The 23753-nt window shown below is 68.5% G+C and carries 20 protein-coding genes; 8 read left to right on the top strand and 12 right to left on the bottom strand.

The features are described 5' to 3' along the window. Positions 1-3 precede the first annotated feature (3 nt). From V4U86_RS11580 to V4U86_RS11560, 5 genes are all read left to right on the top strand, one after another. The gene (locus V4U86_RS11580; protein WP_395311338.1) at positions 4-1206 is read left to right on the top strand and encodes a cytochrome P450; all 1203 of its coding nucleotides are present in this window, start codon (positions 4-6) and stop codon (positions 1204-1206) included. Positions 1207-1317: 111 nt separating this feature from the next. Then, entirely contained in the window at positions 1318-1878 is a 561-nt protein-coding gene (locus V4U86_RS11575) for a hypothetical protein (RefSeq protein WP_395311337.1), read from the top strand. Further along, the gene (locus V4U86_RS11570; protein ID WP_395311336.1) at positions 1875-2279 is read left to right on the top strand and encodes a YybH family protein; all 405 of its coding nucleotides are present in this window, start codon (positions 1875-1877) and stop codon (positions 2277-2279) included. Before V4U86_RS11575 ends, V4U86_RS11570 begins: the two co-directional genes overlap by 4 nt. A gap of 11 nt (positions 2280-2290) precedes the next feature. Then, positions 2291-3616, top strand: coding sequence for a Dyp-type peroxidase (locus V4U86_RS11565; RefSeq protein ID WP_395312013.1), 1326 nt, complete (start codon positions 2291-2293; stop codon positions 3614-3616). Beyond that, positions 3613-4617 (top strand): hypothetical protein, encoded by a 1005-nt coding sequence (locus V4U86_RS11560; RefSeq protein ID WP_395311335.1) that lies wholly within the window; start codon positions 3613-3615, stop codon positions 4615-4617. Before V4U86_RS11565 ends, V4U86_RS11560 begins: the two co-directional genes overlap by 4 nt. Before the next feature lie 21 nt (positions 4618-4638). Here the strand turns inward: V4U86_RS11560 and V4U86_RS11555 are convergent, their stop codons facing one another. The 5 genes from V4U86_RS11555 to V4U86_RS11535 all read right to left on the bottom strand — a co-directional run bounded on the left by V4U86_RS11555 (position 4639) and on the right by V4U86_RS11535 (position 9336). Beyond that, on the bottom strand, positions 4639-5871 hold the full coding sequence (locus V4U86_RS11555) for a hypothetical protein (RefSeq protein ID WP_395311334.1): 1233 nt from the start codon (positions 5869-5871) through the stop codon (positions 4639-4641). 178 nt (positions 5872-6049) lie between these two features. Beyond that, positions 6050-6748: an ABC transporter permease gene (locus tag V4U86_RS11550; protein ID WP_395312012.1), complete on the bottom strand. Its 699-nt coding sequence runs from the start codon at positions 6746-6748 to the stop codon at positions 6050-6052. A 101-nt stretch (positions 6749-6849) separates the two neighbouring features. Next, the gene (locus V4U86_RS11545; RefSeq protein ID WP_395311333.1) at positions 6850-7818 is read right to left on the bottom strand and encodes an aliphatic sulfonate ABC transporter substrate-binding protein; all 969 of its coding nucleotides are present in this window, start codon (positions 7816-7818) and stop codon (positions 6850-6852) included. Continuing rightward, positions 7815-8627 (bottom strand): ABC transporter ATP-binding protein, encoded by an 813-nt coding sequence (locus V4U86_RS11540; RefSeq protein ID WP_395311332.1) that lies wholly within the window; start codon positions 8625-8627, stop codon positions 7815-7817. Before V4U86_RS11540 ends, V4U86_RS11545 begins: the two co-directional genes overlap by 4 nt. Positions 8628-8682: 55 nt before the next feature. Beyond that, positions 8683-9336: a TetR/AcrR family transcriptional regulator gene (locus V4U86_RS11535; protein WP_395311331.1), complete on the bottom strand. Its 654-nt coding sequence runs from the start codon at positions 9334-9336 to the stop codon at positions 8683-8685. Positions 9337-9427: 91 nt separating this feature from the next. On the opposite strand from V4U86_RS11535, the gene V4U86_RS11530 reads away from it, so the two are divergent. Next, on the top strand, positions 9428-10585 hold the full coding sequence (locus V4U86_RS11530; protein ID WP_395311330.1) for an acyl-CoA dehydrogenase family protein: 1158 nt from the start codon (positions 9428-9430) through the stop codon (positions 10583-10585). 29 nt (positions 10586-10614) lie between these two features. On the opposite strand, the gene V4U86_RS11525 is transcribed toward V4U86_RS11530, so the two are convergent. From V4U86_RS11525 to V4U86_RS11505, 5 genes are all read right to left on the bottom strand, one after another. After that, positions 10615-10884 (bottom strand): YdeI/OmpD-associated family protein, encoded by a 270-nt coding sequence (locus tag V4U86_RS11525; RefSeq protein ID WP_395311329.1) that lies wholly within the window; start codon positions 10882-10884, stop codon positions 10615-10617. Between the two features lie 9 nt (positions 10885-10893). After that, on the bottom strand, positions 10894-13251 hold the full coding sequence (locus tag V4U86_RS11520) for a Tex family protein (protein ID WP_395312011.1): 2358 nt from the start codon (positions 13249-13251) through the stop codon (positions 10894-10896). A gap of 91 nt (positions 13252-13342) precedes the next feature. Beyond that, a complete protein-coding gene (locus V4U86_RS11515; RefSeq protein ID WP_395311328.1) occupies positions 13343-14653 on the bottom strand; it encodes an acyltransferase family protein in 1311 nt (436 codons plus the stop codon). Positions 14654-14726: 73 nt separating this feature from the next. Next, complete coding sequence (locus V4U86_RS11510) at positions 14727-15368, bottom strand: sensor domain-containing protein (protein WP_395311327.1); 642 nt, start codon at positions 15366-15368, stop codon at positions 14727-14729. A 33-nt stretch (positions 15369-15401) separates the two neighbouring features. Then, a complete protein-coding gene (locus V4U86_RS11505) occupies positions 15402-16955 on the bottom strand; it encodes an alanine/glycine:cation symporter family protein (protein ID WP_395311326.1) in 1554 nt (517 codons plus the stop codon). A gap of 170 nt (positions 16956-17125) precedes the next feature. On the opposite strand from V4U86_RS11505, the gene V4U86_RS11500 reads away from it, so the two are divergent. Further along, positions 17126-18409 (top strand): spinster family MFS transporter, encoded by a 1284-nt coding sequence (locus V4U86_RS11500; RefSeq protein ID WP_395311325.1) that lies wholly within the window; start codon positions 17126-17128, stop codon positions 18407-18409. Here the strand turns inward: V4U86_RS11500 and V4U86_RS11495 are convergent. Continuing rightward, a complete protein-coding gene (locus V4U86_RS11495) occupies positions 18379-18777 on the bottom strand; it encodes a DUF4267 domain-containing protein (RefSeq protein WP_395311324.1) in 399 nt (132 codons plus the stop codon). The genes V4U86_RS11500 and V4U86_RS11495 overlap by 31 nt on opposite strands. A 115-nt stretch (positions 18778-18892) precedes the next feature. Here V4U86_RS11495 and aceA point away from each other — a divergent pair, with 115 nt between their 5' ends. Further along, positions 18893-21184, top strand: coding sequence for an isocitrate lyase ICL2 (aceA, locus tag V4U86_RS11490; protein WP_395311323.1), 2292 nt, complete (start codon positions 18893-18895; stop codon positions 21182-21184). A 145-nt stretch (positions 21185-21329) separates the two neighbouring features. Here aceA and V4U86_RS11485 read toward each other — a convergent pair whose 3' ends face one another. Then, positions 21330-23660 (bottom strand): esterase-like activity of phytase family protein, encoded by a 2331-nt coding sequence (locus V4U86_RS11485; protein WP_395311322.1) that lies wholly within the window; start codon positions 23658-23660, stop codon positions 21330-21332. Between the last annotated feature and the right edge of the window lie 93 nt (positions 23661-23753).

The raw sequence follows: 23753 nt of genomic DNA, 5'->3' as shown, positions 1-23753 counted from the left end.
ACGATGACGACCAGTGCCACCGACAAGCTGTACTACGACCCGTGGGACACCGACCTCAACGCGGACCCGTACCCGATGTTCGGGCGGCTGCGGGCCGAGGCGCCGCTGTACTACAACGAGGCCCACGACTTCTATGCGGTCAGCCGGTTCGAGGACGTCAACCGGGCCCTGGTCGATCACGCCACCTTCAGCTCGGCGCGCGGCGCGGTGCTGGAGATCATCAAGGCCGGGGTCGAGATCCCGCCCGGTTCATTGATTTTCGAGGATCCGCCGATCCACGACATCCACCGTAACCTGCTCTCGCGTGCCTTTACCCCGCGCAAGATCAACGCACTGGAGCCCAAGGTCCGCGAGTTCACCGCCCGCTGCCTGGACCCGCTGGTCGGCGGGGACCGGTTCGACTTCGTCAAGGATCTCGGCGCGGTGATGCCCCTTCGGGTGGTCAGTGAGCTCTTCGGCATTCCGGAGGATTACCAGAACCGCGTGACCGAGGACGGCGACAAGTACGTCCGCACCGAGCGGGGTGCACAGATGACCGACAACCCGGACGGACCCATCACCGACGGGCAGCTGTTCGCGGAGTTCATCGACTGGCGCATGGACCATCCCGCCGACGATCTGACCACCGAGTTGCTCAACGCCGAGTTCACCGACGAGTCCGGCACCACGCGCAAGTTGCGCCGGGAAGAACTGCTGATGTTCATGAATGTGGTGGCGGTCGCGGGTTCGGAGACCACCACCCGGCTGATCGGCTGGGCCGGCAAGCTGCTGTCCGAGCATCCCGCCCAGCGCCGCAAACTGGTCGAGGACCGGTCGCTGATCCCGGGCGCGGTCGAGGAGATCCTGCGGTTCGAGCCGCCGGCGCTGCAGGCCGCCCGCTACGTCACCGGCGACACCGAGTTCCACGGCACCACGGTGCCGGCCGGCAGCGCGATCATCCTGCTGATCGGTGCGGCCAATCGGGACGAGCTCCGGTTCGGCGACGACGCCGAACAGTTCGAGGTCACCCGTTCCCCGCGCCAGCACCTGACTTTCGGGGTCGGCGCCCACTACTGCCTGGGCAATGCGCTGGCACGGATCGAAGGCCGTATCGCGTTGGAGGAGATCATGAATCGCTTCCCCGACTGGGAGGTCGACCTGGACGGCGCGGTGTTCTCGTCCTCGTCGGTGGTGCGCGGCTGGGACAGCATGCCCGCGACGGTCTGACCGCCCGCCAGGGCCCGATGATATTCGTAGCGGGCACCTTGTCGATCGCCGCGCGTCCTGCGCCCCCGGGTGCTACGTTTCGCGCGAGTAGTATCGACAAGGGAGCACAACATGGCCTCGCAGGAACCCGTCTGGTCCAAGCCCGCGGCGCTGGCCATCCCCCCGGAGGGTTACTTCGAGGAGGAACGCGGCCGGTACGGGCCGGTGTTCCCGCGCACCCCGGCCTGCTACGGCTTCTCCATCATCGCCAAGGTGAAGGAGGGCCGCGAGGACGCGATCCGGGCGTACGGCAAGACCATCGAAGACACCATCGCGGCGAATCCGGAGGCCCTGGCCCCGCTGCGGTTGCACTATCTGCGGTGGAATCTCTTCGATGTCGGATCCGGCCTGCACTTCCAGTATCAGGGGATTTTCGACACCGATTTCGACAAGTACACCGAGGATGCCGTGCAGCTGTTCAGCGCCACCGGCGTCACCACGGTGTTCACCAATCTCGAAGGGTTTCCCGAGGATTGGAAGGAGAACCCGGAGTCGTTCATCAAGTTCGTCCGCGAGCATCAGGTGCCGAGTTTTCTCGAATACGGCGAATACCCGTACGTGACCGCCGACGAGATAAAGAAGGCGCTACGCCTCAAGGCCGCGTTCTCCGACATGCTGGATCAGATGCAGTGAGCGGCGATCCGCTCCACGCGATTCGGACCTACCTCGACGCCTTCAACGCCGGCGACGTCGACGCGATGACCGGCGCTTTCTGTCCCGACGGCGCCATCCTGGACGGGATGGCCCCCCATCTGTGGGTCGGACCGACCGCGGCCGCGGACTGGTACCGGGATGTGATGGCCGAGAGCGCGCATCTCGGCGCGTCGGACTACCACGTCACCCTGGGCGAACCGCGGCACCACGATGTCAGCGGGGACCACGCCTACGTGGTGGCGCCCGCCACCATGACATTCGATCTGGACGGGAAACGACGCACCCAGACCGGCGCGGTGTTCACCGTCGCGTTGCGCAGACTCGCCGGGAACTGGCGGGTGGCCGCCTGGGCCTGGGCCAAGGGCAACGCACAGACGTGACGGAGAAAACCGTGCTCGAACTCGACGACATCCAGCACATCATGTTGACCCGTACTCCGGCCATCACCGGGCGCTACGAGTTCCTGACGTTCGACACCCCGGCCGGTGGGCGGGCCTGGTTGGCCGCGCTGACCGACCTGGTGCAGTCGGCGGCCGAAGTGCACGCCACCATGGACTCCTCGGATCGCTGGGTGACGGTGGCGTTCACCTGGAACGGTCTGCGCGCCCTCGGCGTCACGGAGGATTCCCTGGCGACCTTCCCGGGCGCGTTCCGGGAAGGCATGGTCTCGCGGGCGGCGATCCTCGGTGACATCGGCAACCACGCACCGGAGCGCTGGGTCGGCGGGCTGGCTGGAGAGGACCTGCATGCCATCGCGATCTTGTTCTCCCGCACCGACGAACAGTGCCGACGGTCCATCGAGAATCACGACGCCTTGCTCGCGCGCACCGACGGGGTGCGCAGCCTGTCGCACCTGGACCTGAACGCCACCCCTCCGTTCAACTACGCCCACGATCACTTCGGCTTCCGGGACCGGTTGTCCCAGCCGGTGATGAAGGGATCCGGTGAGGAGCCGACACCGGGATCCGGCGACCCGCTGGAACCCGGCGAGTTCATCCTGGGCTACCCCGACGAGAACGGACCGGTGGCCAACCTCCCCCAGCCGGCGGTGCTGTCCCGCAACGGCAGCTACATGGCCTACCGTCGACTCGAGGAGCACGTGGCGGTGTTCCGGGACTATCTGCGCGGGAACTCCGATACCCCCGAGGGCGAGGAACTGCTGGCCGCCAAGTTCATGGGCCGCTGGCGCAGCGGGGCACCGCTGGTGCTGGCACCGGAGCGCGACGATCCCGAACTCGGCGCGGACCCGATGCGCAACAACGATTTCGATTACGCGCAGATGGATCCGCACGGGTACGCCTGCCCGCTGGGCTCGCACGCGCGGCGACTGAATCCGCGCGACACGGCGCACTACATGAACCGGCGCCGGATGATCCGCCGGGGCGCCACCTACGGCCCGGCGCTGCCCGAGGGTGCACCCGACGACGGTCAGGCCCGTGGCATCGCGGCGTTCATCATCTGTGCGGATCTGGTGCGCCAGTTCGAGTTCGCCCAGAACGTCTGGATCAACGACAAGACGTTCCACGAACTCGGCAACGAACACGACCCCATCTGCGGGCAGCAGGACGGCAGCCTGGACTTCACCGTGCCGCGGCGACCGATCCGCAAGGTCCACAAGGGCATACCGGCATTCACCACACTCACCGGAGGGGCGTACTTCTTCCTGCCCGGCATCAAGGCGCTCCGCTACCTGGCCGCGTTGGAGGACAAGTCATGACCGGAGCACGCACCTACAATCAGACCCACCTCGCTCGGCCGCACGACGGCCGGCGAAGGGTCAGCATCTACTGGACGTGGAGCTATCCGTGGGAGGCCCAACGTGATCCGGGCGCCATGGAGAACCGCTTCTCCACCATCACCGAAGTGCGGAATGCGTTGTGGCCGGCCTACGAGACCCCGGAGTACCAGGTCGAGCACTTTCTGCAGGGCATCGCTGGCACCCTGGAACTCTTCCACCGGTCGACGCTGGCATTCCAGGAAGTCGCCGCAGCGGCCACCGGGCATCCGGTGGCGGTGTTCCAGCGCATCGACCAGGCCGGCTACCGGTTACCGATCGACGAACGGGTGCTCGACGACTGCGACACCCTGATGGTGTTCGGCCTGGATCATCTGCTGTCCCAACAGGAAGCCGCGGCCGACGAGATCGATGCGATCCGCCGGTGGCTGCACCGCGAGGGCACCTGCCTGTTGCTGGCCCCGCATCACGACGTCGGCAACACCGACGACTATCCGCGCCGACAGGTCGAATACCTGCACCACGGCGATCCGCTGGTCCCCCGTCAGCAGCGCTTCGGCCGGTACACCCGATCGCTGATGTCGGCGCTGGACGTGCCCGTGCACAACAATTGGGGGCTGCGCCCCGCCGTGGTCCCCGGCACCCGCGACATCGCGCCGCTGATCGCCAGCCCGGACCTGGACGACCTGGGACTACTGACCGGTGTCAGTACCTTCAACTTCCACCCGCACCTGCCGCACTATGAGCTGACCGCACCGGAGAGCGGCGCGCTTCGGGTGCTGGGCCGGCAACCCGTCGATGTCGGCCGGCCCCACCCCTACGTCGACGCGGGCAACACCGACTTCAATGCGCTGCTGTGGATGCCGCCGGCCGGCGAGCGCGCCGGCGATGTCGTGGTGGTCGACTCGACCCACTTCACCACCTTGTTCGGCGGCACCGACAGCCTGAAGACGTTCTGGCACAACCTGGTGACCATGCGATGACGAGTCGGGGCATCTGACCCGTCAGGGCAGTGCGCCGGGTACCGGCGGTGCCGGCGGCGGAGGCACCTCGGCGGGCACCGGGACCGGAGGGGCCTGGACCGGAGCGGGCGGCACAAACGGCGGCAACATCCAGAACGGCGGAGGCGGCGGCGGGGCGACCGGCGCCGGAGGCAGAACCTCGGCGGGCGGAGCGGGGGCGGCCGGGTCGATCGGCAGGGGTGCCGCGGCAGGGGCGGCCGGATCCACGACGGCCGCCGGCGGCTCGGGCGCGGCCGGCACCGCCTCGGCCACCGGAACGGTTTCGGCCATCGGAGCGGTTTCCGGTAGATGCGGTGTTGCCAACGGTTCCGCGCTCACCGGTGCCTCGGCGGTGGCCTGCGGTTGCGCCACCACCGGCCGGGGCTGCGGGAGGGCCAGCTGCACCGGCGGTGTGCTCACCTTCTCCGGGACCGGAGCCGGTTTCGGGGCGGCCATCGGCTGCGGAGCCGGCGGCGTGGAGCGCACCACCGTGGTGGTTTCGGCGGTCGATGCCGAGGATCGTCCGGCCAACGCTGCCTCGCCGGGCTGCGGACCCGCCGACCCGGCGAACTGCGAGCCGACGGCAAACAGCGCGACGAGTGCGGTCACCGCGACGGCGGCCGCAGCCGTGGTGGCGCGTCCGGCCGGCACGGGCAGCCGAACGGTCACCTTGGGCGGCGTCCAGGTCCGGCGGGGCCGGGTGATCGCAATGGGTTCCGGGGGTGCCGCATCGGTCACCACGGCCTGGCCGGCCGCGTAGGCGGGCGTCTTCCCGGCGTCCGGGCCACCGGTCATGTCGTGCCGGCCGAGCGCCTCGGTGTCGTCGGCATCGACCACGGACTCGGTGGCGAGCATCTCGGCGAGCAGCCCGCAGGGGTCCACCCGGTCGGTTCGTCCGGTGAGCGGCCCTTCGCTGTCGGGCCGGGAAACCGGCGTCACCTGCCGGACCGAGCGCACATCGGGGTATCCGGCAGACCGCAGTTCAGCGAGCAGCGCAGCCATCCGGTCCTCGACCTCGGCGCTCCAGCAGACCCCGATCGAGGAGATCCGGCGACCGGTACTGGCGGCGATGGCTGCCGCACCCCGAACCGCCGCGACACAGCGCGGGACAAGTTGATCGAGGTCACGGATGGTGAACTGGTCGTCGTCCAGTGGGCCTGCGCCCGCGGCCGACCCGTCCACCAGAACCCAGCCGACACCGGCCGCTGTCACCGACAGCCCAAGTACGGTTTTCACGCTCGGCCCCGACTCCCGTCCTGTGTCACGTTGCCCCCGGCAAACCGGTCGCGACGAGCCTAGTTTGCTCGCCCGCGCTCGGCATCTCGGCGGAATGACAATTTCTTCGGCGTTGTGTTCCTGTTTATCGACACGGTCGACGGGATCGTTACCCGCCACAACATCGTGTCTGTCGAGGTCAGCTACGGTGCGCCAGCAGCCGCCGCTCGACCGTCCCGAACAGGCTGTCGCTGAGCTTGCCGAGCACCGCGAGCAGCACGATGGACAGCACCATCACATCGGTGCGTCCGGTGTTCTGACTGTCGATCAGCAGGAAGCCCAAGCCCTTGGAGGAGGCGATCAGCTCCGCCGCCACCAGAAACAGCCACGCGTTGGCAAGGCCCAGCCGCAGCCCGTTGACCAGGGCGGGTGCGGCTGCCGGCAGCAACACGGTGGCCAGTAGCGCGGGCCCGCTCCGGCCATAGGCGCGGCCCACCTCGACCAGCTGCGGGTCCACATGCGACAGCGCCGAGGCCGTCGTGGTGTAGACGGGGAAGAACGCGCCGATGGCGATCAGCAGCACCTTCGGTTCCTCGCCGATCCCGAACCACAGCAGCAGCAACGGCACCCACGCCAGCGACGGCACGGTCCGCAGTGCGGCGACGGTCGGCCCGAACAGCCGCTGCACGGTCACCGACAGGCCGACCAGCGATCCGAGGGCGAGTCCTACCAGCGCTCCGGACGCGTAACCGGCGGCCACCCGGGACAGGCTGGTGCCCAGGTGGGTCCACAACTCACCGCGGCCGATCAGCTCGCCGAGCGCTCCGACGACCTCGCCGGGTGGCGGCAACTGGCTGGGTGAGAACACTCCCCGCGCCACCGCGACCTGCCACACGATCAGCAGGGCGATCGGCACGATCAACCCTGCCGCCGCCGCGGGCGCGCGGCGGAACAATCCCGCCGCACGTACCCGGCGCACCGCCGGCGTCAGGGCGAGAGTCAGCTTGTCGACTGCTGGACGAACGTCGGATCGATCAGCGTCTCCAGGGCCTGCCGGCCGGCCTGTTCGGACTTGATGTCCCCGTCGGCCACCGCGATCGGCGCGATGATCGTCAGCACGTCGAGCTGGGACTGTCCCGGCGTCGGATCGACCTGCAGATCCGTGCGTTGCAGCACCTCCTCCGCCACGCTCGGAGTGATCTTCGCCTCCGCTGCCAGCAGTTCGGTCAACTCGTTCGGGTGCGCGATAGCCCATGCGCGGGCCTCCTCATAGGCGTCGACAACGGACTGCACTGCTTCGGGATTGTCGGAGATGAAACCCTCGCGGGCGTTCAGCGTGCCGTAGCTGTTGAAGTCGGGATTGCGGAACAACAGGCGTGAACCGGACTCCTGCACGGTCTGCGCGATGAACGGGTCCAGCCCCGACCAGGCGTCGACGTCTCCGCGTTCGAGTGCGGTCTTGCCGTCGGCGTGCTGCAGGTTGACGATCTCGACGTCGGTCCGGGCCAGTCCGTTGGCCTTCAACGCCTGCAACAGGAAGTAGTAGGGATCGGTGCCCTTGGTGACCGCGATCTTCTTGCCGCGCAGTTCGGCGACGCTGGTCACCGGGGAATCCTTGCCCACCACCAGTGCGGCCCATTCCGGCTTGCTGTAGATGTCGACGACCTTGATGGGGGTGCCGTTTGCGCGGGCCACCAGGGCCGCCGCACCTGCGGTCGATCCGAGATCCAGCGCGCCTGCCCGCAACGCCTCATTGGCCTTGTTGCTGCCCGCCGACAGCACCCAGGTGACGTTGTAGCCCTGGTTCTCCAGCAGTTTCTGGTCGCGGACGACCAGGCTCAGCGGGTTGTAGTACGCGTAGTCGAGCTTGATGTCCTTCGCGGTATCCGCGCTGTCGTCGGAACCGCACGCCACGGCCGTCCAGGCCAGGGCGGCGATCACCAGGGCTACCAGCCCGCGTGCCTTCATGCCGAGATTTCCTTCCGAGGTGGATGTCCGGGGTCGCCGGCCTGTCGGCGCGGCATCCCGAGTTCGTCGAGCAGGGCGATACGCAGTGCGGCCAGTTCGGGGTCGGAGCGGTCGCGCGGCTTGGCGAGTGAGACATGGTGTGTCGCAGCGATTCCGGCCACCCCGGCTGCGTCGGCGCGCAGGATGAACACCCGGTCGGCCAGGATCAGGGCCTCGTCCACGTCGTGGGTGACCAGCAGCGTGGTGATCCCGGCCTGCTGCTGCACCTCGTCGAGCAGGTCCTGCATGCGGAGCCGGGTCAAAGCGTCCAGGGCCGCCAACGGCTCGTCGAGCAGCAGCACACCGGGGCTGCGCGCCAGCGCGCGGGCCAGTCCGGCGCGTTGAGCCATCCCGCCGGAAACCTGGCGCGGGCGGTGTCCGGCGAAACCCGAGAGCCCGACGACTTCCAGCCAGTGCGCCACCAGTTCGCCGCCTCGACTTCGTGACGTGCCTGCCGGCAGCCCGTAGGCGACGTTGGCCGCCAGCGTCCGCCAGCGCAGCAGACGTGGTTCCTGGAAGACGACGGCGCAGCGAGGATCGATGCCGCGCACCGGTTTTCCGTTGATGTCGATCTGCCCGGTGCTCGGGTCGTCCAGACCGGCGATCAGCCGGAGCAGAGTGGATTTGCCGCTGCCGGAGGCACCGAGGAAGGCGACGACCTCACCGGGGGCGATCTCGATGTCGATGCCGTGCAGGACGGTGCGCGCGCCGAAAACCTTGCCGACGCCGCGCAGGGATACGCCCGCGGGCGTCGGGATACTCGACGTCACCGCTGCACTGTAGAACCGGCGAACGCACCCCGTAAGGGTTTGCAAGCAGCGTGATTCAAACCCCGGTGGCGCGCCGCTTGCGCCGATCGGACACCTCGGCGAACTGCACCCGCAGGCCGTCGACGAACGCCGTCAGCGCCAACTCGAAACTCGCGATGGCGATCTGAGATGCCTTGCTGCGCAACAGGTGTGCCTGACCCATGTGAGGATATTTGCCCCGGTACACCTCGGCATCGTCGGCCAGCCTCCGCGAGAACGAGCCGAACGTCGAGCCCAGCACCAGTGAGCGGACGGCCTCGCCGATCAGCGTCGACTCCCGGGGCGGCCAGCCGGCACGCGTCAGACCGCCGTGCACGGCGTCGGCGATGCGCAGGCTTTCGTCGCGCTGGCCGGGGCCGCTGGCCAGGAACGGCACCAGGTTCGGGTGTGACGCGAGCGCTGCGCGGTAGGAACGCGCCCACGCGGTCAGCGCATCGGGCCAGTCCACGTCGGTATCGAAGGCCGAGATGTCCACGGCGGTGATGATCTGGCTGGCGACGTCGTCGAGGACGTCGTCCTTGGTCGGATAGTGCTTGTACAGCGAGGCCGCCTGCACACCGAGTTCGGCGGCGAGTCTGCGCATGGACAGTTCACCGAGGCCGCCGCGGTCGATGATCATCAGCGCCGCATCGCGGATGCGTTCACGGCTGAGCACGCGTGGTCTGCCCACCTGGACCCCCTTCCCCGACCTTGCCTAAGTGAACGACGTTAGCTTATAGTGGATGTCAATAGCTAACACCGTTCACTTAGGAGAGACCCCGATGCAGAGGACCGTCTACACCCAGGAGCACGAGGACTTCCGCGCAATGATCCGCGCGTTCATCGAGTCCGAGGTGATCCCGGTGCACGACGAGTGGTTCGAGGCCGGCATCACGCCCCGCGACTTCTACTACAAGCTCGGCGAACTGGGCCTGTTCGGCATCGAGGTGCCCACCGAGTACGGCGGCTCGGGCATCGACTCCTACAAGTTCCAGGCCGTCATCACCGAGGAGACCTCGCGGGCAGCCGTTTCGTTCGGCGGCTCCAGCGTGCACATCGGCCTGTGCCTGCCCTACCTCAAGTCGCTGGCCACCGACGAGCAGAAGCAGCGCTGGTTCCCCGGGATGATCACCGGCGAGATCATGTTCGCCATCGCCATGACCGAGCCCGGCACCGGCTCCGACCTGGCCGGCATGCGCACCACCGCCAAGCTCTCCGAGGACGGCACCCACTACGTTCTCAACGGCTCGAAGACCTTCATCACCGGCGGTGTGCACGCCGACCGCGTCATCGTGTGCGCCCGCACCGCCGCCCCGCGTGAGGACGACCGCCGGTTCGGCATCTCGCTGCTGGTGGTGGACACCAAGTCCGAGGGCTACACGGTGGGACGCAAGCTGGACAAGATGGGCCTGCGCACCTCCGACACCGCCGAGCTGAGCTTCTCCGACGTCAAGGTGCCGGTCGAGGATCTGCTCGGCGAGGTGCACATGGGCTTCTCCTACCTGGGCCAGAACCTGCCCCGGGAGCGGCTGGCCATCGCCGTCGGCGCCTACGCCCAGGCCAAGGCCGCAGTGGCGTTCGCCGCGCAGTACACCAAGGATCGCACCGTGTTCGGCAAGCCGGTCGCCGCCTTCCAGAACACCAAGTTCGAACTGGCCGCGTGTAAGGCCGATGTCGATGCCATGGAGGCCGTCGTCGACCGGGCCATGGAGGCCCACGACATCGACGCGCTGACGCCCGCCGACGCGGCCTCGGCCAAGCTGTTCTGCACCGACCTGGCGTCCCGCGTCATCGACCGGTGCCTGCAGCTGCACGGCGGCTACGGCTACATCAACGAATACCCCATCGCCCGGCTGTACTCCGACAGCCGCGTCCAGCGGATCTACGGTGGTACCAGCGAGGTCATGAAGATGATCATCGCCAAGGACATGGGTCTCTGACCCTCAGGCCCTCATCCCCGACCAAGCGTTCAGGCCCTGCCGTTGCGCTCCCGGTGCTTGCACCCGGGCCAACAGCAGGGCCTGCGCTTTCCCTCTTCGAGTTCTTCCTGGGTCCGCCGGATCCGACGCTCCCGGGTCTTGTCCTGCTTGGCATCCTCCACCCAGCAGATGAATTCGTTGCGCGCCAACGGCGTGATGTCCTGCCACGCCGCCAGCGCGGTGTCGTTGGCGAGCAGCGCTGCCCGCAGATCGGTGGGCATCTCGTGCACCACCCCGCCGGGTATGCGCTGACTCGTCACGACCAGAGGCTACCTACCGAAGCCTGCATTGCGCAGTGCATCGGCCATCGAGCCACTCGGAGCCGACTCCCGCCGCCCGGAGTCCTTGCCGCGGTTGGCATTCCGCTGCTGACCGGCGCCGCGCTGCTGATTGCCCCCGCCCTGGTTGCGGTTCTGGTTGCCGCCCGGCCGACCGGAACGCTTATCCGCACCGCGCGCGGGTTCGTCGTTCAGCCGTAGCGACAGCCCGATCCGCTGCCGGTCCACGTCGACGTCGACGACCTTGACCTTGACCACCTGCCCGGACTTCACCACCTCATGCGGATCGGAGACGAACCGGTCCGACATGGCCGACACGTGCACCAGACCGTCCTGATGCACGCCCACATCGACGAAAGCCCCGAACGCCGCCACGTTGGTGACCACGCCCTCCAGCACCATGCCCACCTTGAGGTCGGCGACCTTCTCGACGCCGGCCGCGAACGTGGCGGTCGAGAACGCCGGGCGCGGATCGCGGCCCGGCTTCTCAAGTTCGGCGAGGATGTCGGTGACGGTGGGGATACCGAACCGCTCATCGGCGACGTCCGCGGGTTTGATCGCGCGCAGGGTGCGCTCGTTGCCGATCAACTCGGCCAGCGTGATGTTCGAGCGGTCCAGGATGCGCCGCACCACCGGGTAGGCCTCGGGGTGCACGCCCGAGTTGTCCAGCGGATCGTCGCCGTCGGCGATCCGCAGGAAGCCCGCGCACTGTTCGAATGCCTTGGGCCCCAACCTCGGAACCTTCAGCAGCGCGCTGCGGTTGCGGAACGGCCCGGTGTTCTCCCGGTGCGCCACGATGGCCTCGGCCAGCGAGTCGGTCACCCCGGACACCCGGGCCAGCAACGGCACCGAGGCGGTGTTGAGGTCCACGCCGACGGCGTTCACCGCGTCCTCGACGACGGCGTTCAGGCTGCGGTCCAGCTTGCCCGGCGTGACGTCGTGCTGGTACTGACCCACCCCGATCGACTTGGGTTCGATCTTCACCAGTTCGGCCAGCGGGTCCTGCAGGCGGCGCGCGATCGAGACCGCGCCGCGCAGCGTCACGTCCAGCTGCGGCAGCTCGTGAGCCGCGTAGGCCGAGGCCGAGTAGACCGAGGCGCCGGCCTCGCTGACCATGGCCTTCACCGGGGCCTTCGCCCCGGTCTTGGCGATGTCGGCGATGAGTTCGGCGGCCAGCGCATCGGTCTCCCGCGACGCGGTGCCATTGCCGACGGCGATCAGTTCCACGCCGTGCCGGGCGACCAGCGCGGCCAGGGTGGCCTTGGCGGTGTCCCACTGCTTCTGCGGCTGATGCGGGAAGATCGCGCAGGTGTCGACCACCTTGCCGGTGCCGTCGACCACGGCCACCTTGACCCCGGTGCGGAAACCCGGGTCCAGGCCGAGGGTGGCTCGGGTGCCCGCCGGGGCGGCCAGCAGCAGATCCTTGAGGTTGCGGGCGAACACCGCGACGGCGTCCTCCTCGGCACGCTGCCGCAGCCGGATCCGGGCGTCGACCGCGGCCGAGATCATCAGCTTGGTTCGCCAGGCCAGCCGGACGGTGGTGGCCAGCCAGCTGGTGGCGGCCCCGGCGGCGGTCAGATCGATGCCCAGGCTCTGCGCGATCCGGGCCTGGTAGAACGTGTCGTCGCCACCGTCGAAATTCAGCGCGAGGATCTGCTCCTTCTCGCCGCGCATGACCGCCAGCACCCGGTGTGAGGGCATCTTCTCCAGCGGCTCGGAGAATTCGAAGTAGTCCCGGAACTTCTGTCCCGCCGGGCTTTTGGCCGCTTCCTCGGACCACGGCGCGGTCTTGAGCGTGCCGTCGTTCCAGAAGGTGGTACGCACCTCACCGACCAGTTCGGCGTCCTCGGCGGCCCGCTCGATGAGGATGTGCCGGGCACCGTCGAGCGCGGCGGCGGCGTCGGCGACCTCCTCGGTGACGAACTCGGCGGCGGCCTCGTCGGGCACCAGGGCCGGATCGGCGAGCAGGCGGTCGGCCAGCGGCTCCAGACCGGCCTCGCGGGCGATCTGCGCCTTGGTCCGCCGCTTCGGCTTGTACGGCAGGTAGATGTCTTCGATGCGGGCCTTGGTGTCGGCGGTCAGCAACGCGGTGCGTAGCTCATCGGTCAGCTTGCCCTGCTCGTCGATCGAGGCCAGCACCGCTTCCCGGCGCTGATCCATCTCGCGCAGGTAGGCCAGCCGCTCCTCGAGTTGGCGCAGTTGCCCGTCGTCCAGGCTGCCGGTCACCTCTTTGCGGTACCGGGCGATGAACGGCACCGTCGCGCCCTCGTCGAGCAGTTGCACAGCAGCGGCCACCTGGCCTACCGCAACGCTCAGTTCCTCAGCGAGACGGGCATTTACAGATTTGATGATCCCCACGGGTGCGCTCGAAGTCACCCGGAGACCCTACCGAACGTCGCCGACAGGGCGCCGCAGGGCAAGGGCGCAGCCGCACGGGAAATCAGTGCCGCACCCCGGCGCCGGCGCGCGCGGCCAGCACCGCCACCAGGAAACACCCCAGCGGAATCCAGCCGTCCGCCCCGGCCAGACCGTTCTTCGCGACCAGCAGCATGGCCGCCCCGGCACCGCAGACCAACACCCCGGCCAGCACCGAACGGGCTCCGGTGGCGCCGACGGGGTCGTCCCACCACGGCAATCGGCGGTGTTCCAGCGGCGACAGCAGCAGGAACGTCGCCGACATCACCACCGCGAACACCGCGGCCCGCAGCGCGAGCAGGGCCCAGAAGTTCGGGGCGTGCACGTCCCAGGCGTCCAGGCCCACGGCGTTCAGGCTGAACGCCGCGACCGCGATGGCCGGGATGTGCCACAGGTAGAGCGTCATCGCTCCCCCGTTGCCCACCGCCACCAGGTACCAGACCCGGGGGCGCTCGGCCACCCGCCGGACGATGCCGGCGAGGGCGACGAACACGCACGGCATCCAGATGCAATGCAGGGCGAGCAACAGCGTCGGCGGCGCCACGTTCGAAACCCCGTCGGTGCTGCCTGTGGTGACCAACGAGACCTCGTAGAACCCGAACGCGGCAAGCAGTATCTGGGCCGCCAGTGCCGCCGCCGCGACCAGCAGCGCCACCGGCGCCCGCAGCAGTCCGCGGGCGTAGGCCACCCCGATCACCACTGGGATGAGCCAGACGATGACGAAGTTCGCCACCCCGGCCTCGGCCGTACCGAGCGCGAACCGGATCTGGTCGACACCCGCCGCGACGGCCACCAACAATGCCAGCACCCCGGCGGTGGCGCCCGCGCCGCGCAGCCGGGTCAGCGCCGGGACGAACGCGATCACCATCAGGTACACCCCGAGGAACCAGAGCAGCGCCACACACTCGCGGCCGAGTCGGTCGGCGGAGTCCGCGCCCAGGGTCAGCCGGGCGACCAGCAGCGCCACCGTCCAGAAGCCCAGATACCAGAACACCGGCCGGCACAGCCGCTGGGTGCGGCCGACCAACCAGCTGCCCCAGGACTTACCGGCCGCCGAACCGTCCGGATGCCAGCCGTACGCGCCGGCGGCGCCACCGGCGAAGAAGAACAGCGGCATCACCTGGACGACCCAGGTGATCGGGGTGAGTTGCGGGAGTTCGCCGAGGATGTTGCCGATCCGCAGTCCGCGGTCGTCGATGGTGGCCAGCAGCAGCGCGCAGTGCCCGAACATGACGACCACCAGCGCGGACAGCCGGGCCACGTCGATGGCGCGGTCCCGGCCGGGGCCTGCGTTCGCGACCGTGGCGGCGGCGGGAAGGAGGTTGGCGAGCGGCATGGGTACAGCGTGCCCGAACAGGCCCCGTGACGGGATGAGTAGGACTACGGGTTTTGGGACTACCGGTGTCGTTTCAGGCCTTGTTGTCGGCCAGCGCCTCGATGCGTCTCAACGCGTCCTCGGCCGCCGCGGCCACATCGACGCCGCCCGCAGCGCCGCAGCTGGTCATCTCGATGGCCGCATTGTGCGCCGCGACGAACAGGTTGTCGCAGTTCCAGTCCGCGGCCCGCAGCGACCACAGCACCGCCCCCGCGGGGGCAGGCTGGGCGGCGGATTCCACATCGAAGGTGTAGGTGCGGTCGGACATGGTGGTCACGGTGACCGTGGTGTCGCCGCAGGCCTCCAGGGTGCTGCGCGCCGAGGCGAGCGCCTCCTCGGCGGAGTAGTCCGACGGGTATACCGCGACCATCTCCTCGACCACCACGTCGACCCCGCCGGCGGTGGTCGGCCAGTGTCCACCGTCCTCGGCGGCCGGGTCGTAGTCGGTGATGAACGGTGGGTCCACCTCACGGGCCGCCCCGGCACACCGCTCGGGTTCGACGGCGGCGAACAGGTTGCCGTCCTTGTCGAAGATGTCGGGGCTGAGCAGATCGCCCACCTGCAGCACGGAGACCGGTCCGATCGCCGGCGCCGGTTGAGCTCGCGGACTTTCCACGGAGCGGGTGCATCCCACGACGGTCAGCGCGAGTGCCGCCACCGCCCACCATTTCGCCACGTCGGCAAGTTTAGGGACAGCCGGCGGTCCGGGTCAGTCGGTGAGCGTCGGCTCGGGGACACGTTCCTTGCCGGTCAGCGGGTCCCGGGTCTCCCAGAACTTCGCACCGACGATACCGAGCGGAATGGGGTCGAAGACGGGATCGAGGCCTTCCTTCTTCTGCCGCTCGTAGTCACGCAACGCCTTGTAGGCGGGCTGCTGCAGGATCAGGATGCCGATGATGTTGAGCCAGGCCATTGTTCCCACGCCGATATCGCCCAGCGTCCAGGCTTCGGTGGCCGTCGATACCGCTCCTGAGACGACCGACCCCAAGATCAGTGCCTGCAGCACCAGGGTGGCGTCGCCGCCGACGGTCCCGCGGATCACCGGAACCTTGATCGTCGCGGCCTTGCCCAGCAGGAACCGCAGGTTGGTCTCGGCCATGTAGTAGTAGGCGATGATGGTGGTCAGACAGAAGAACGCCAGCGAAACCGCGATGAACGTGGATCCGCCGCCCTGCCACAGGGTGTCGAACCCGATCTGCGCGAACGAGGGCCCCACCTCCGTATCGGCGGGCAGTGCACCGCCCTCGGCGAGCACCGCGCCGGATTCGCTTTCTCCCTCGAACACCCGGTAGGCGCCGGTGGACAGGATCAGGAAGCCGGTCGCCGAACAGATGAACAGGGTGTCGACGTAGACGGCGAACGCCTGCACCAGGCCCTGTTTGGCCGGATGGGACACCTCCGCGGCGGCCGCCGCGTGCGGGCCGGTCCCCTGGCCGGCCTCATTGGAGTAGATACCGCGCTTGACGCCCCACATCACGGCGGCGCCGACGATGGCACCGAAACCTGCGTCCAGGCCGAACGCGCTCTCGAAGATCAGCTTGACCACGCCGGGCAGGGCGTCGGCGTTGGCCAGCACGATGATCATCGAGAGCACGATGTAGACCACGGCCATGAACGGCACCACTATCGAGGCGAACGCCGCAATACGCTTGACGCCGCCGATGATCACGAACGCCAGCAGGATCACCGTGCACACGCCGACGACCCATTTGGACACGCCCCACGACTGGTTCATCGCCGACGCCATCGAATTCGATTGGACGCTGGGCAGCAGCACACCGCAGGCGATGACCGTGACCGCGGCAAAGACCAGGCCGTAGACCTTGAACACCGGAGCGGCCTTGGTATGCGCCATGGCCCGGCTCAGGTAGTAGGCCGGCCCGCCGCGGTACTCGCCGGTCAGGGGGTCCCGGGTCTTGTAGATCTGCCCGAGCGTGCACTCGACGAAGGACGTCGATGCACCGAGAAACGCGACCGCCCACATCCAGAACAGCGCGCCGGGCCCACCGAAAGCGATCGCGGTGGCCACACCGGCGATGTTGCCGGTGCCGACCCGGCCGGCCAGCGACATGGTCAGCGCCTGGAACGAGGACACTCCGGAGGGCGACTTCTCGCCCTTGAGCATCAGCCGGATCATCTCCTTGAACTGACGCACCTGCACGAACCGCGACCGGATCGAGAAGTACACCCCGGCCGCGAGGCAGAGGTAGACCAGGGCGTTGCTCCAGATATAGCTGTTGAGGGTGTTGAGGGCATCAGACACGGCACCCATCGTTGCAAAGGCACAAACGGCGTGTGTTAACAATTCGTCAATGCGCGTTAATCAATGTCCCGCGCAACGTCGGCTGCGATGCGCGCCGATGCGACGAACGCATGACAATCTCACCCCTCCGGTGTAAAGCTGCTCGGAAACTGATCACCCCGGAGGAACAGATGGCAACACCGGTCGCGGCCGGGCTCGAGCCCCTCGATATGCACGGGCCACGCCGGGCCTGGGCCGCGGTGGCGGTGCTCGCGCTGGTGGGCACCCTCAACTATGTCGACCGTTTCCTGCCCGGCGTGCTCGCCGAACCGATCAAACAGGATTTGGCGTTGTCCGACACCGCAATCGGTGTGATCAACGGTTTCGGCTTCCTGATCGTGTACGCGGTGCTCGGTATCGTGATCGCCCGCATCGCCGACCGTGGGATGTTCGGCACCGTCATCGCGGGTTGCCTGACCCTGTGGGGCACCATGACCATGCTCGGCGGCGCGGTCCAGTCGGGGTTCCAGCTTGCCCTCACCCGGGTCGGCGTGGCGGTCGGCGAGGCCGGCAGCAGCCCGGCCGCGCACGCCTACGTGGCCCGCAACTTCGTCCCGGAGCGCCGGTCCGCACCACTGGCCGTCATCACCATGTCCATACCGCTGGCCAGCGCCGCCAGCCTGCTCGGCGGTGGCCTGCTCGCCGAGAGCCTGGGCTGGCGAACGGCTTTCGTCGTGATGGGCGGCATCAGCGTGCTGCTCGCCCCGCTGGTGCTGTGGGTGCTCGGCAGCCGCCAGTCCCTGCCCGCCCCGCCGCCACAGGACCGCGCCGCCTCGGTCAACTGGTGGGATCTGCTGCGCAAACCCAGTTTCCTGGCCATGGTCGGCGGCACCGCGCTGATCTCGGCGGCTGGGTACTCGTTGACCACGTTCGCCCCGGCCTTCCTGATGCGCACCCGCGGTATGTCGCTCGGCGAGGTCGGCATCGAGTACGGACTGGCCACCGGGCTGACCGGGATCCTGGGTCTGCTGATCGTCGGCCGGATCGCCGACCGGCTCGCGGCCCGCGACCCGCGCTGGCTGCTGTGGATCGTGGTGGTGCTGACCGCGGTCCTGCTGCCCGCCTCGGCGCTGGCGTTCGTGGTCGAAAGCCAGGTGCTGTGCGTGTGGCTGCTGGCGTTGGGCTATGTCATCGGTACCGCCTACCTGGCACCGTCCATCGCGGCCATCCAGCGTCTGGTGCTGCCTGAACAGCGCGCCACGGCGTCGGCGATCTTCCTGTTCTTCAACGCCACACTCGGGTCGATCGGCCCGTTCCTGACCGGCGTGATCAGCGACTCACTGACCGCCGAGCTGGGACCGCAGGCGCTGGGCCGCGCCCTGCTGATCCTGGTGCCGACGATGCAGCTGGTGGCGCTGGGCTGTTACGCGCTGGCCGCACGCACCTACCGCCGCGACATCGTCGAGGAGCGCTGACCCGGCCGCCGGGTCGCGCCCCACAGCCCCACCCCGATCCCGACGACCGCGCCCCCGAGCCCGACGAGCCGTTGTGAGCGCGGCATCCGGTGATGCACGCCGGCACCGCCGAGCAGGTCGGCCGCGTCGGCCCCGCCGGAGGCAAGAAACCAGCCGCGGGTGTCCTTCCCGCGCATCCCGGCGGCCAGCAGCAGACCGCCGATCAGGGCATCGCGGTACCCCATCGACCGCAGCAGCAGTTGCGCCGTAGGGTCGGGGGTGTCCGGTGCGCCCCACAGCCGGTTGGCCCGGACCGGATCGACGAGAAACGAGACACCGGAAGCCAATCGGATACTGCCCGCCACCAGGGCCGCACGGTCCATCGACATGAACGGCAGCCTAGGACGCCCCGCACGACGGCCGCGCGCAATTGCACCAACTGGGTCCGGCGCTCGCCCGGCACCGCGATAATCAAGGAACCCGAGCTCGAAGAGGAGCAGACAGATGGCCAAGAGGGCAGCCGACGCCGCCACACCCGAGCAGGACTTCGAACGGGATGTGGCCGCCACCCAGGAATATTTCGACAGCCCCCGCTTCGAGGGGATCACCCGGCTCTACTCGGCCCGCCAGGTCGCCGAGCAGCGCGGCACCATTGCCTCCGACTATCCCGTGGCCCGCGAGGCCGCCGCCGGCTTCTACCCGCGGCTGCGCGAGTTGTTCAGCCAGAAGAAGAGCATCACCACCTTCGGCCCGTACTCCCCCGGCCAGGCCGTGACGATGAAACGGATGGGTATCGAGGGCATCTATCTCGGTGGCTGGGCCACCTCGGCCAAGGGTTCGATCAGCGAGGATCCCGGCCCCGATCTGGCCAGCTACCCGCTGAGCCAGGTGCCCGACGAGGCGGCCGGTCTGGTGCGCGCGCTGCTGACCGCCGACCGCAATCAGCAGTACCTGCGCCTCAAGATGACCCCCGCGCAGCGGGCGGCCACGCCGGCGGTGGACTACCGCCCGTTCATCATCGCCGACGCCGACACCGGCCACGGCGGTGATCCGCACGTACGCAACCTGATTCGCCGTTTCGTCGAGGCGGGTGTGCCCGGGTACCACATCGAGGACCAGCGGCCGGGCACCAAGAAGTGCGGCCACCAGGGCGGCAAGGTGCTCGTCCCCTCCGACGAGCAGATCAAGCGGCTCAACACCGCACGCTTCCAGCTCGACATCATGCGGGTGCCCGGCATCATCGTGGCCCGCACCGACGCCGAGGCCGCCAACCTGATCGACAGCCGGGCCGACGAGCGGGACCAGCCGTTCCTGCTCGGCGCCACGAATCTGAGGATCCCGCCGTACAAGTCGTGCTTCCTGGCGATGACGCGGCACTTCTACAACCAGGGCGTCACCGAGCTCAACGGGCACCTGCTCTACGCGCTGCCCGAGGGTGAGTACGCCACCGCCGAGGCCTGGCTGGACAGTCAGGGCATCCTGGCCGACATCGCCACCGCGGCCGCGGACTACAAGAGCGATCCCAGCCAGTCCATCGACGCCCTGTTCGACGGGGTGGAGTCGAGGTTCGTGGAGGCCTGGCAGAACGATGCCGGGTTGGAGACCTACGCCGATGCCGTCGCCGAGCTGCTGGAGTTCCGCGAGCGTGAGGGCGAGAAGGCCGATATGAGTGCGGCCGAGTGGCGGAAGTTCGCCGCGCAGGCCTCGCTGTACGCGGCGCGCGGCAAGGCCAAGGAGCTCGGCGCCGATGTGGCCTGGGATCCCGAGCGGGTCAAGACGCCGGAGGGCTACTACCAGATCCGCGGCGGGATCCCGTATGCGATCGCCAAGTCGCTGGCCGCGGCGCCGTTCGCCGACATCCTCTGGATGGAGACCAAGACCGCCGATCTGGCCGATGCCCGCGAGTTCGCGCACGCCATCCATGCCGTGTACCCGGACAAGATGTTGGCCTACAACCTGTCCCCGTCGTTCAACTGGGACACCACCGGCATGAGCGACGACGAGATGCGGGCCTTCCCCGAGGAGATCGGCAAGCTCGGCTTCGTCTTCAACTTCATGACCTACGGCGGGCACCAGATCGACGGTGTGGCGGCCGAGGAGTTCGCCACCGCGCTGCTGCAGGACGGCATGCTGTCGCTGGCCCGGCTGCAACGCAAGATGCGCCTGGTCGAATCCCCCTACCGCACACCGCAAACGCTGGTGGGTGGGCCGCGCAGCGACGCGGCGCTGGCTGCCTCGTCGGGGCGCACCGCGACCACCAAGAGCATGGGCAAGGGGTCCACCCAGCATCAGCACCTGGTACAGACCGAGGTGCCGCGCAAGCTGCTGGAGGAATGGCTGGCGCTGTGGGGCGAGCACTACCAGCTCGGCGAGACGCTGCGGGTTCAGCTGCGGCCCCGGCGCGCCGGTTCGGACGTGCTGGAGCTCGGCATCTACGGCGACGGCGAGGAAAAGCTCGCCGATGTCATCGTCGACCCGATCAAGGACCGGCACGGCCGCAACATCCTGACGGTGCGTGATCAGAACACCTACGCCGAGAAGCTGCGCAAGAAGCGCCTGATGGACGTCATCCACCTGTGGCTCATCCACCGGTTCAAGCCGGAGATCGTCTACTACGTGACGCCCACCGAGGACAACATCTACCAGACCGAGAAGATGAAGAAGCACGGCATCTTCAGCAACGTCTACCAGGAGGTCGGCGAGATCATCGTCGCCGATGTGAACCAGGAGCGTATCGACGAGCTGCTGGCCCCCGATCAGAAGGCGCTCGGCAAGCTGATCCGCAAGGAGGACTAGCCCCCGGCCGTTCCCAGCTCCGTGGCTTCAGTTTCGCGAGCAGGTATGTCGCGAAACGGAAGCCACGGAGGTTTCTTGACGCAGATCGATACAGGGTCTCAGTTTCGGCGCGATTCGGGGCGCAAGACTGAAATCTGGGCGGCGCTCAGCCGGCCAGCGCCTCGTCGGCCGGACCCAGGTCGAGGAAGACCGTCTCACCGTTGGCGTCCTCGACACCGTCGTTGTCGGTGACGAGATACGCGCGGCCGTTGCCGGCGACGGTGAAGCCCTCGACCTTCTCCTGCACGAACCCGTTGGTGGCGGCCAGGTCCGGCAGCAGGTCCCGAACCAGCTTCTTGGGCAACACCTTCGGCGCGGCCGTGCCGCTCACTCCGTCTTCGGCGGGTAGCTCCACCCGGTAGATCGCCTTGACCCGGGCGTCGGGTCCGTTGAGCTTGTCGCGTTCGAGGACCAGCAGTGCACCGTCGTGGATGGCGATCTCGGACAGCCCGATCCAGTCGCCCTCGACATCGGTGGTCTCCAGCTGGTAACCGAACCACTGCCAGGACTTGTCGGCCGTGTTGTAGCGGCCGATCCGGACGACACCCTTGGGGTCAGATTTCAGTTCGCGTTGCAACGCGACCCAGACGGTGTCCCCGTCGACCGCGACGCCTTCGAGTCCCTGCCCGCCCAGTTCCGCGGTGATCTCGGCGGGCAGCGTGATGCGTTCCTTGATGGCACCGTCTGCCCCCGCCTCGATGAGTTCGTTGCCGTCGCCTTCCTCGCCCTCCACCGCGAGCACGAATCCGTCGGGGCGAGCGGCGATTCCCTCGACGTCCAGGGTGACGGGTTCGCCGTCTTCGGTGACCACGAGTTCGCTGTCGATCAGCGCGGGCGTGGCGGACAGATCGACGCCGAGGATGCGCGCCGGGCCGTAGGCGATGTCGGTGGCCGTGTACAGCCGGTCCGGCGCGCCCGGGTCGGCGGACAGGGCACCGAGTGCACCCCAGCCGATCGGCGTGCCGTCGAGGTCCCCGGACACGATCGACGGGAACACCGGCTTGCCGCCGGCCTGCGCGTACGCGTCACCGTAGCCGTAGACGCTGACCGAGGCCCGTACCCGGTTCTCGGCGTCGTCGGCCTCCGACGAGATGATCAGCAGATCGCGCGCCGGGATGGCCAGCACCCCCTCGGGTCCCGGTGTGGTCGGCAGGATCTGCCGGAACACCGGGGACGCCGGGTCGCTGACGTCGTAGGCCGCCACGAAGTTGCTTCGTTCGGAGGCCACCAAAGCGGTTGGGCGTCCGCCGATTTCGGTGATCGCCAGCCCCTCGGGTTCGGGCCCCTTGGAATCCGCGCGGCTCTCGATGTGCAGACCGGTCCGCACGGCGAGTTGTTCGAAGGAGTTCCCGGCGTCCCAGACCACCTCGCCGGTCGCCGCGTCGAAGACGGTCCAACCGCGGGTGCCGCCCTTCCAGTCCCCCTCGTTGGCGGTCGCCAGGTGATCGTCCCCGATCCAGCCGATCGCATCCGGTTCGCGCGGGGTCGCCTCGATCGATCCACTCTGGTCCAGCGTGCCGTCCTCGGCGACGTCGATGCCGTCGACGGCCTGGGTGCCCGCACTGAAGATGCTCGACACCGCACCGGTCCTGCCGTCGATGACGGCGATGCCGTTGTTCTCCTGCAGGGTCATCGCGACCTGCCCGCGCGAGTTGATGCTGACGTACTCGGGCTCCAGGTCCTGCGGGGTGTCCAGCCCGGCGGCCCGGGCCTGCTCCACATCGAGGTCGACCTTGCGTGCGGTCCACGCCGTCGGCGCGCCGGCCAGCGTGAGCAACTGCAGGAACCCGGTGGGCGGCTGCGGCAGGTCGCCCTCCTCACCGCCGGACGGGGTGAACTCCTCGTCGCGCTGGTTCTCCATGGCGATGGCGGCGAACGAACCATCCGGGCTGACGGCGATGGAGTCGGGTTGGCCGCCGAGGTCGATGCTGTGCACCCGGGTGCGGTCGGCGACGCGGATGACGTCGACGCGTCCGGACGGGTGGGCGAAGTCTCCACCGGTCGTGTCGACGACGACGAGCACGAACTCCCCGACCGCGGCCACCGAGGTGGGCTGGTCGTCGGCGTGGCCGAGTTCGGCCAGCGAGAGCACGCCGAGCCCGGCAGGTTCGGACGGATCGCGGATGTCGAGGAAGCCGATGCGTTTGGCCGCCGCGTCGGTGTAGATGACGGTGTTGCCGTCCGGGGTGACCGTCGAGATCTCGGCGACCGTCTCGGCGCCGGGGTCATCGCCGGCCGGACGGTTGAGGTACACCGGGTAGGTGGCCAGCCGGTGGTAGCGCTGCGCATCCGGGAGGTTCCAGTCGATCGGCGAGGTCGCCCGCTGCACCTGGGGCGTGGAGGTGGCGTCGTCCTCGGGTGTGCCGGCCGAGCAGGCGGAGGCGAGCAGGGCGGTGGCTGCGGCTACTGCGGTGACTCGGCTTCGATGCGACGTCATACGGGCCCCTGTTCAGTTGGCGGTGAAAGTCGAGTGATCTTGACCAAGCCGGATGAACGGTTGGCAACGCAAACGTGGCCGAGGAGAAGTCGA

The sequence above is a fragment of the Mycobacterium sp. AMU20-3851 genome (assembly GCF_043974665.1).
Classification (GTDB): Bacteria; Actinomycetota; Actinomycetes; order Mycobacteriales; family Mycobacteriaceae; genus Mycobacterium.
The sequence above is the reverse complement of the archived record's forward strand: the minus strand, read 5'-3'. Positions and strand labels throughout refer to the sequence as shown.

Bases quoted from the DNA above. Each gene is read 5' to 3' on its own strand.
- V4U86_RS11580 (WP_395311338.1), top strand. From the start codon at position 4: ATGACGACCAGTGCCACCGACAAGCTGTACTACGACCCGTGGGACACC.
- V4U86_RS11575 (WP_395311337.1), top strand. From the start codon at position 1,318: ATGGCCTCGCAGGAACCCGTCTGGTCCAAGCCCGCGGCGCTGGCCATC.
- V4U86_RS11560 (WP_395311335.1), top strand. From the start codon at position 3,613: ATGACCGGAGCACGCACCTACAATCAGACCCACCTCGCTCGGCCGCAC.
- V4U86_RS11545 (WP_395311333.1), bottom strand. From the start codon at position 7,818: ATGAAGGCACGCGGGCTGGTAGCCCTGGTGATCGCCGCCCTGGCCTGG.
- V4U86_RS11530 (WP_395311330.1), top strand. From the start codon at position 9,428: ATGCAGAGGACCGTCTACACCCAGGAGCACGAGGACTTCCGCGCAATG.
- V4U86_RS11515 (WP_395311328.1), bottom strand. From the start codon at position 14,653: ATGCCGCTCGCCAACCTCCTTCCCGCCGCCGCCACGGTCGCGAACGCA.
- V4U86_RS11500 (WP_395311325.1), top strand. From the start codon at position 17,126: ATGGCAACACCGGTCGCGGCCGGGCTCGAGCCCCTCGATATGCACGGG.
- V4U86_RS11495 (WP_395311324.1), bottom strand. From the start codon at position 18,777: ATGTCGATGGACCGTGCGGCCCTGGTGGCGGGCAGTATCCGATTGGCT.
- aceA (WP_395311323.1), top strand. From the start codon at position 18,893: ATGGCCAAGAGGGCAGCCGACGCCGCCACACCCGAGCAGGACTTCGAA.
- V4U86_RS11485 (WP_395311322.1), bottom strand. From the start codon at position 23,660: ATGACGTCGCATCGAAGCCGAGTCACCGCAGTAGCCGCAGCCACCGCC.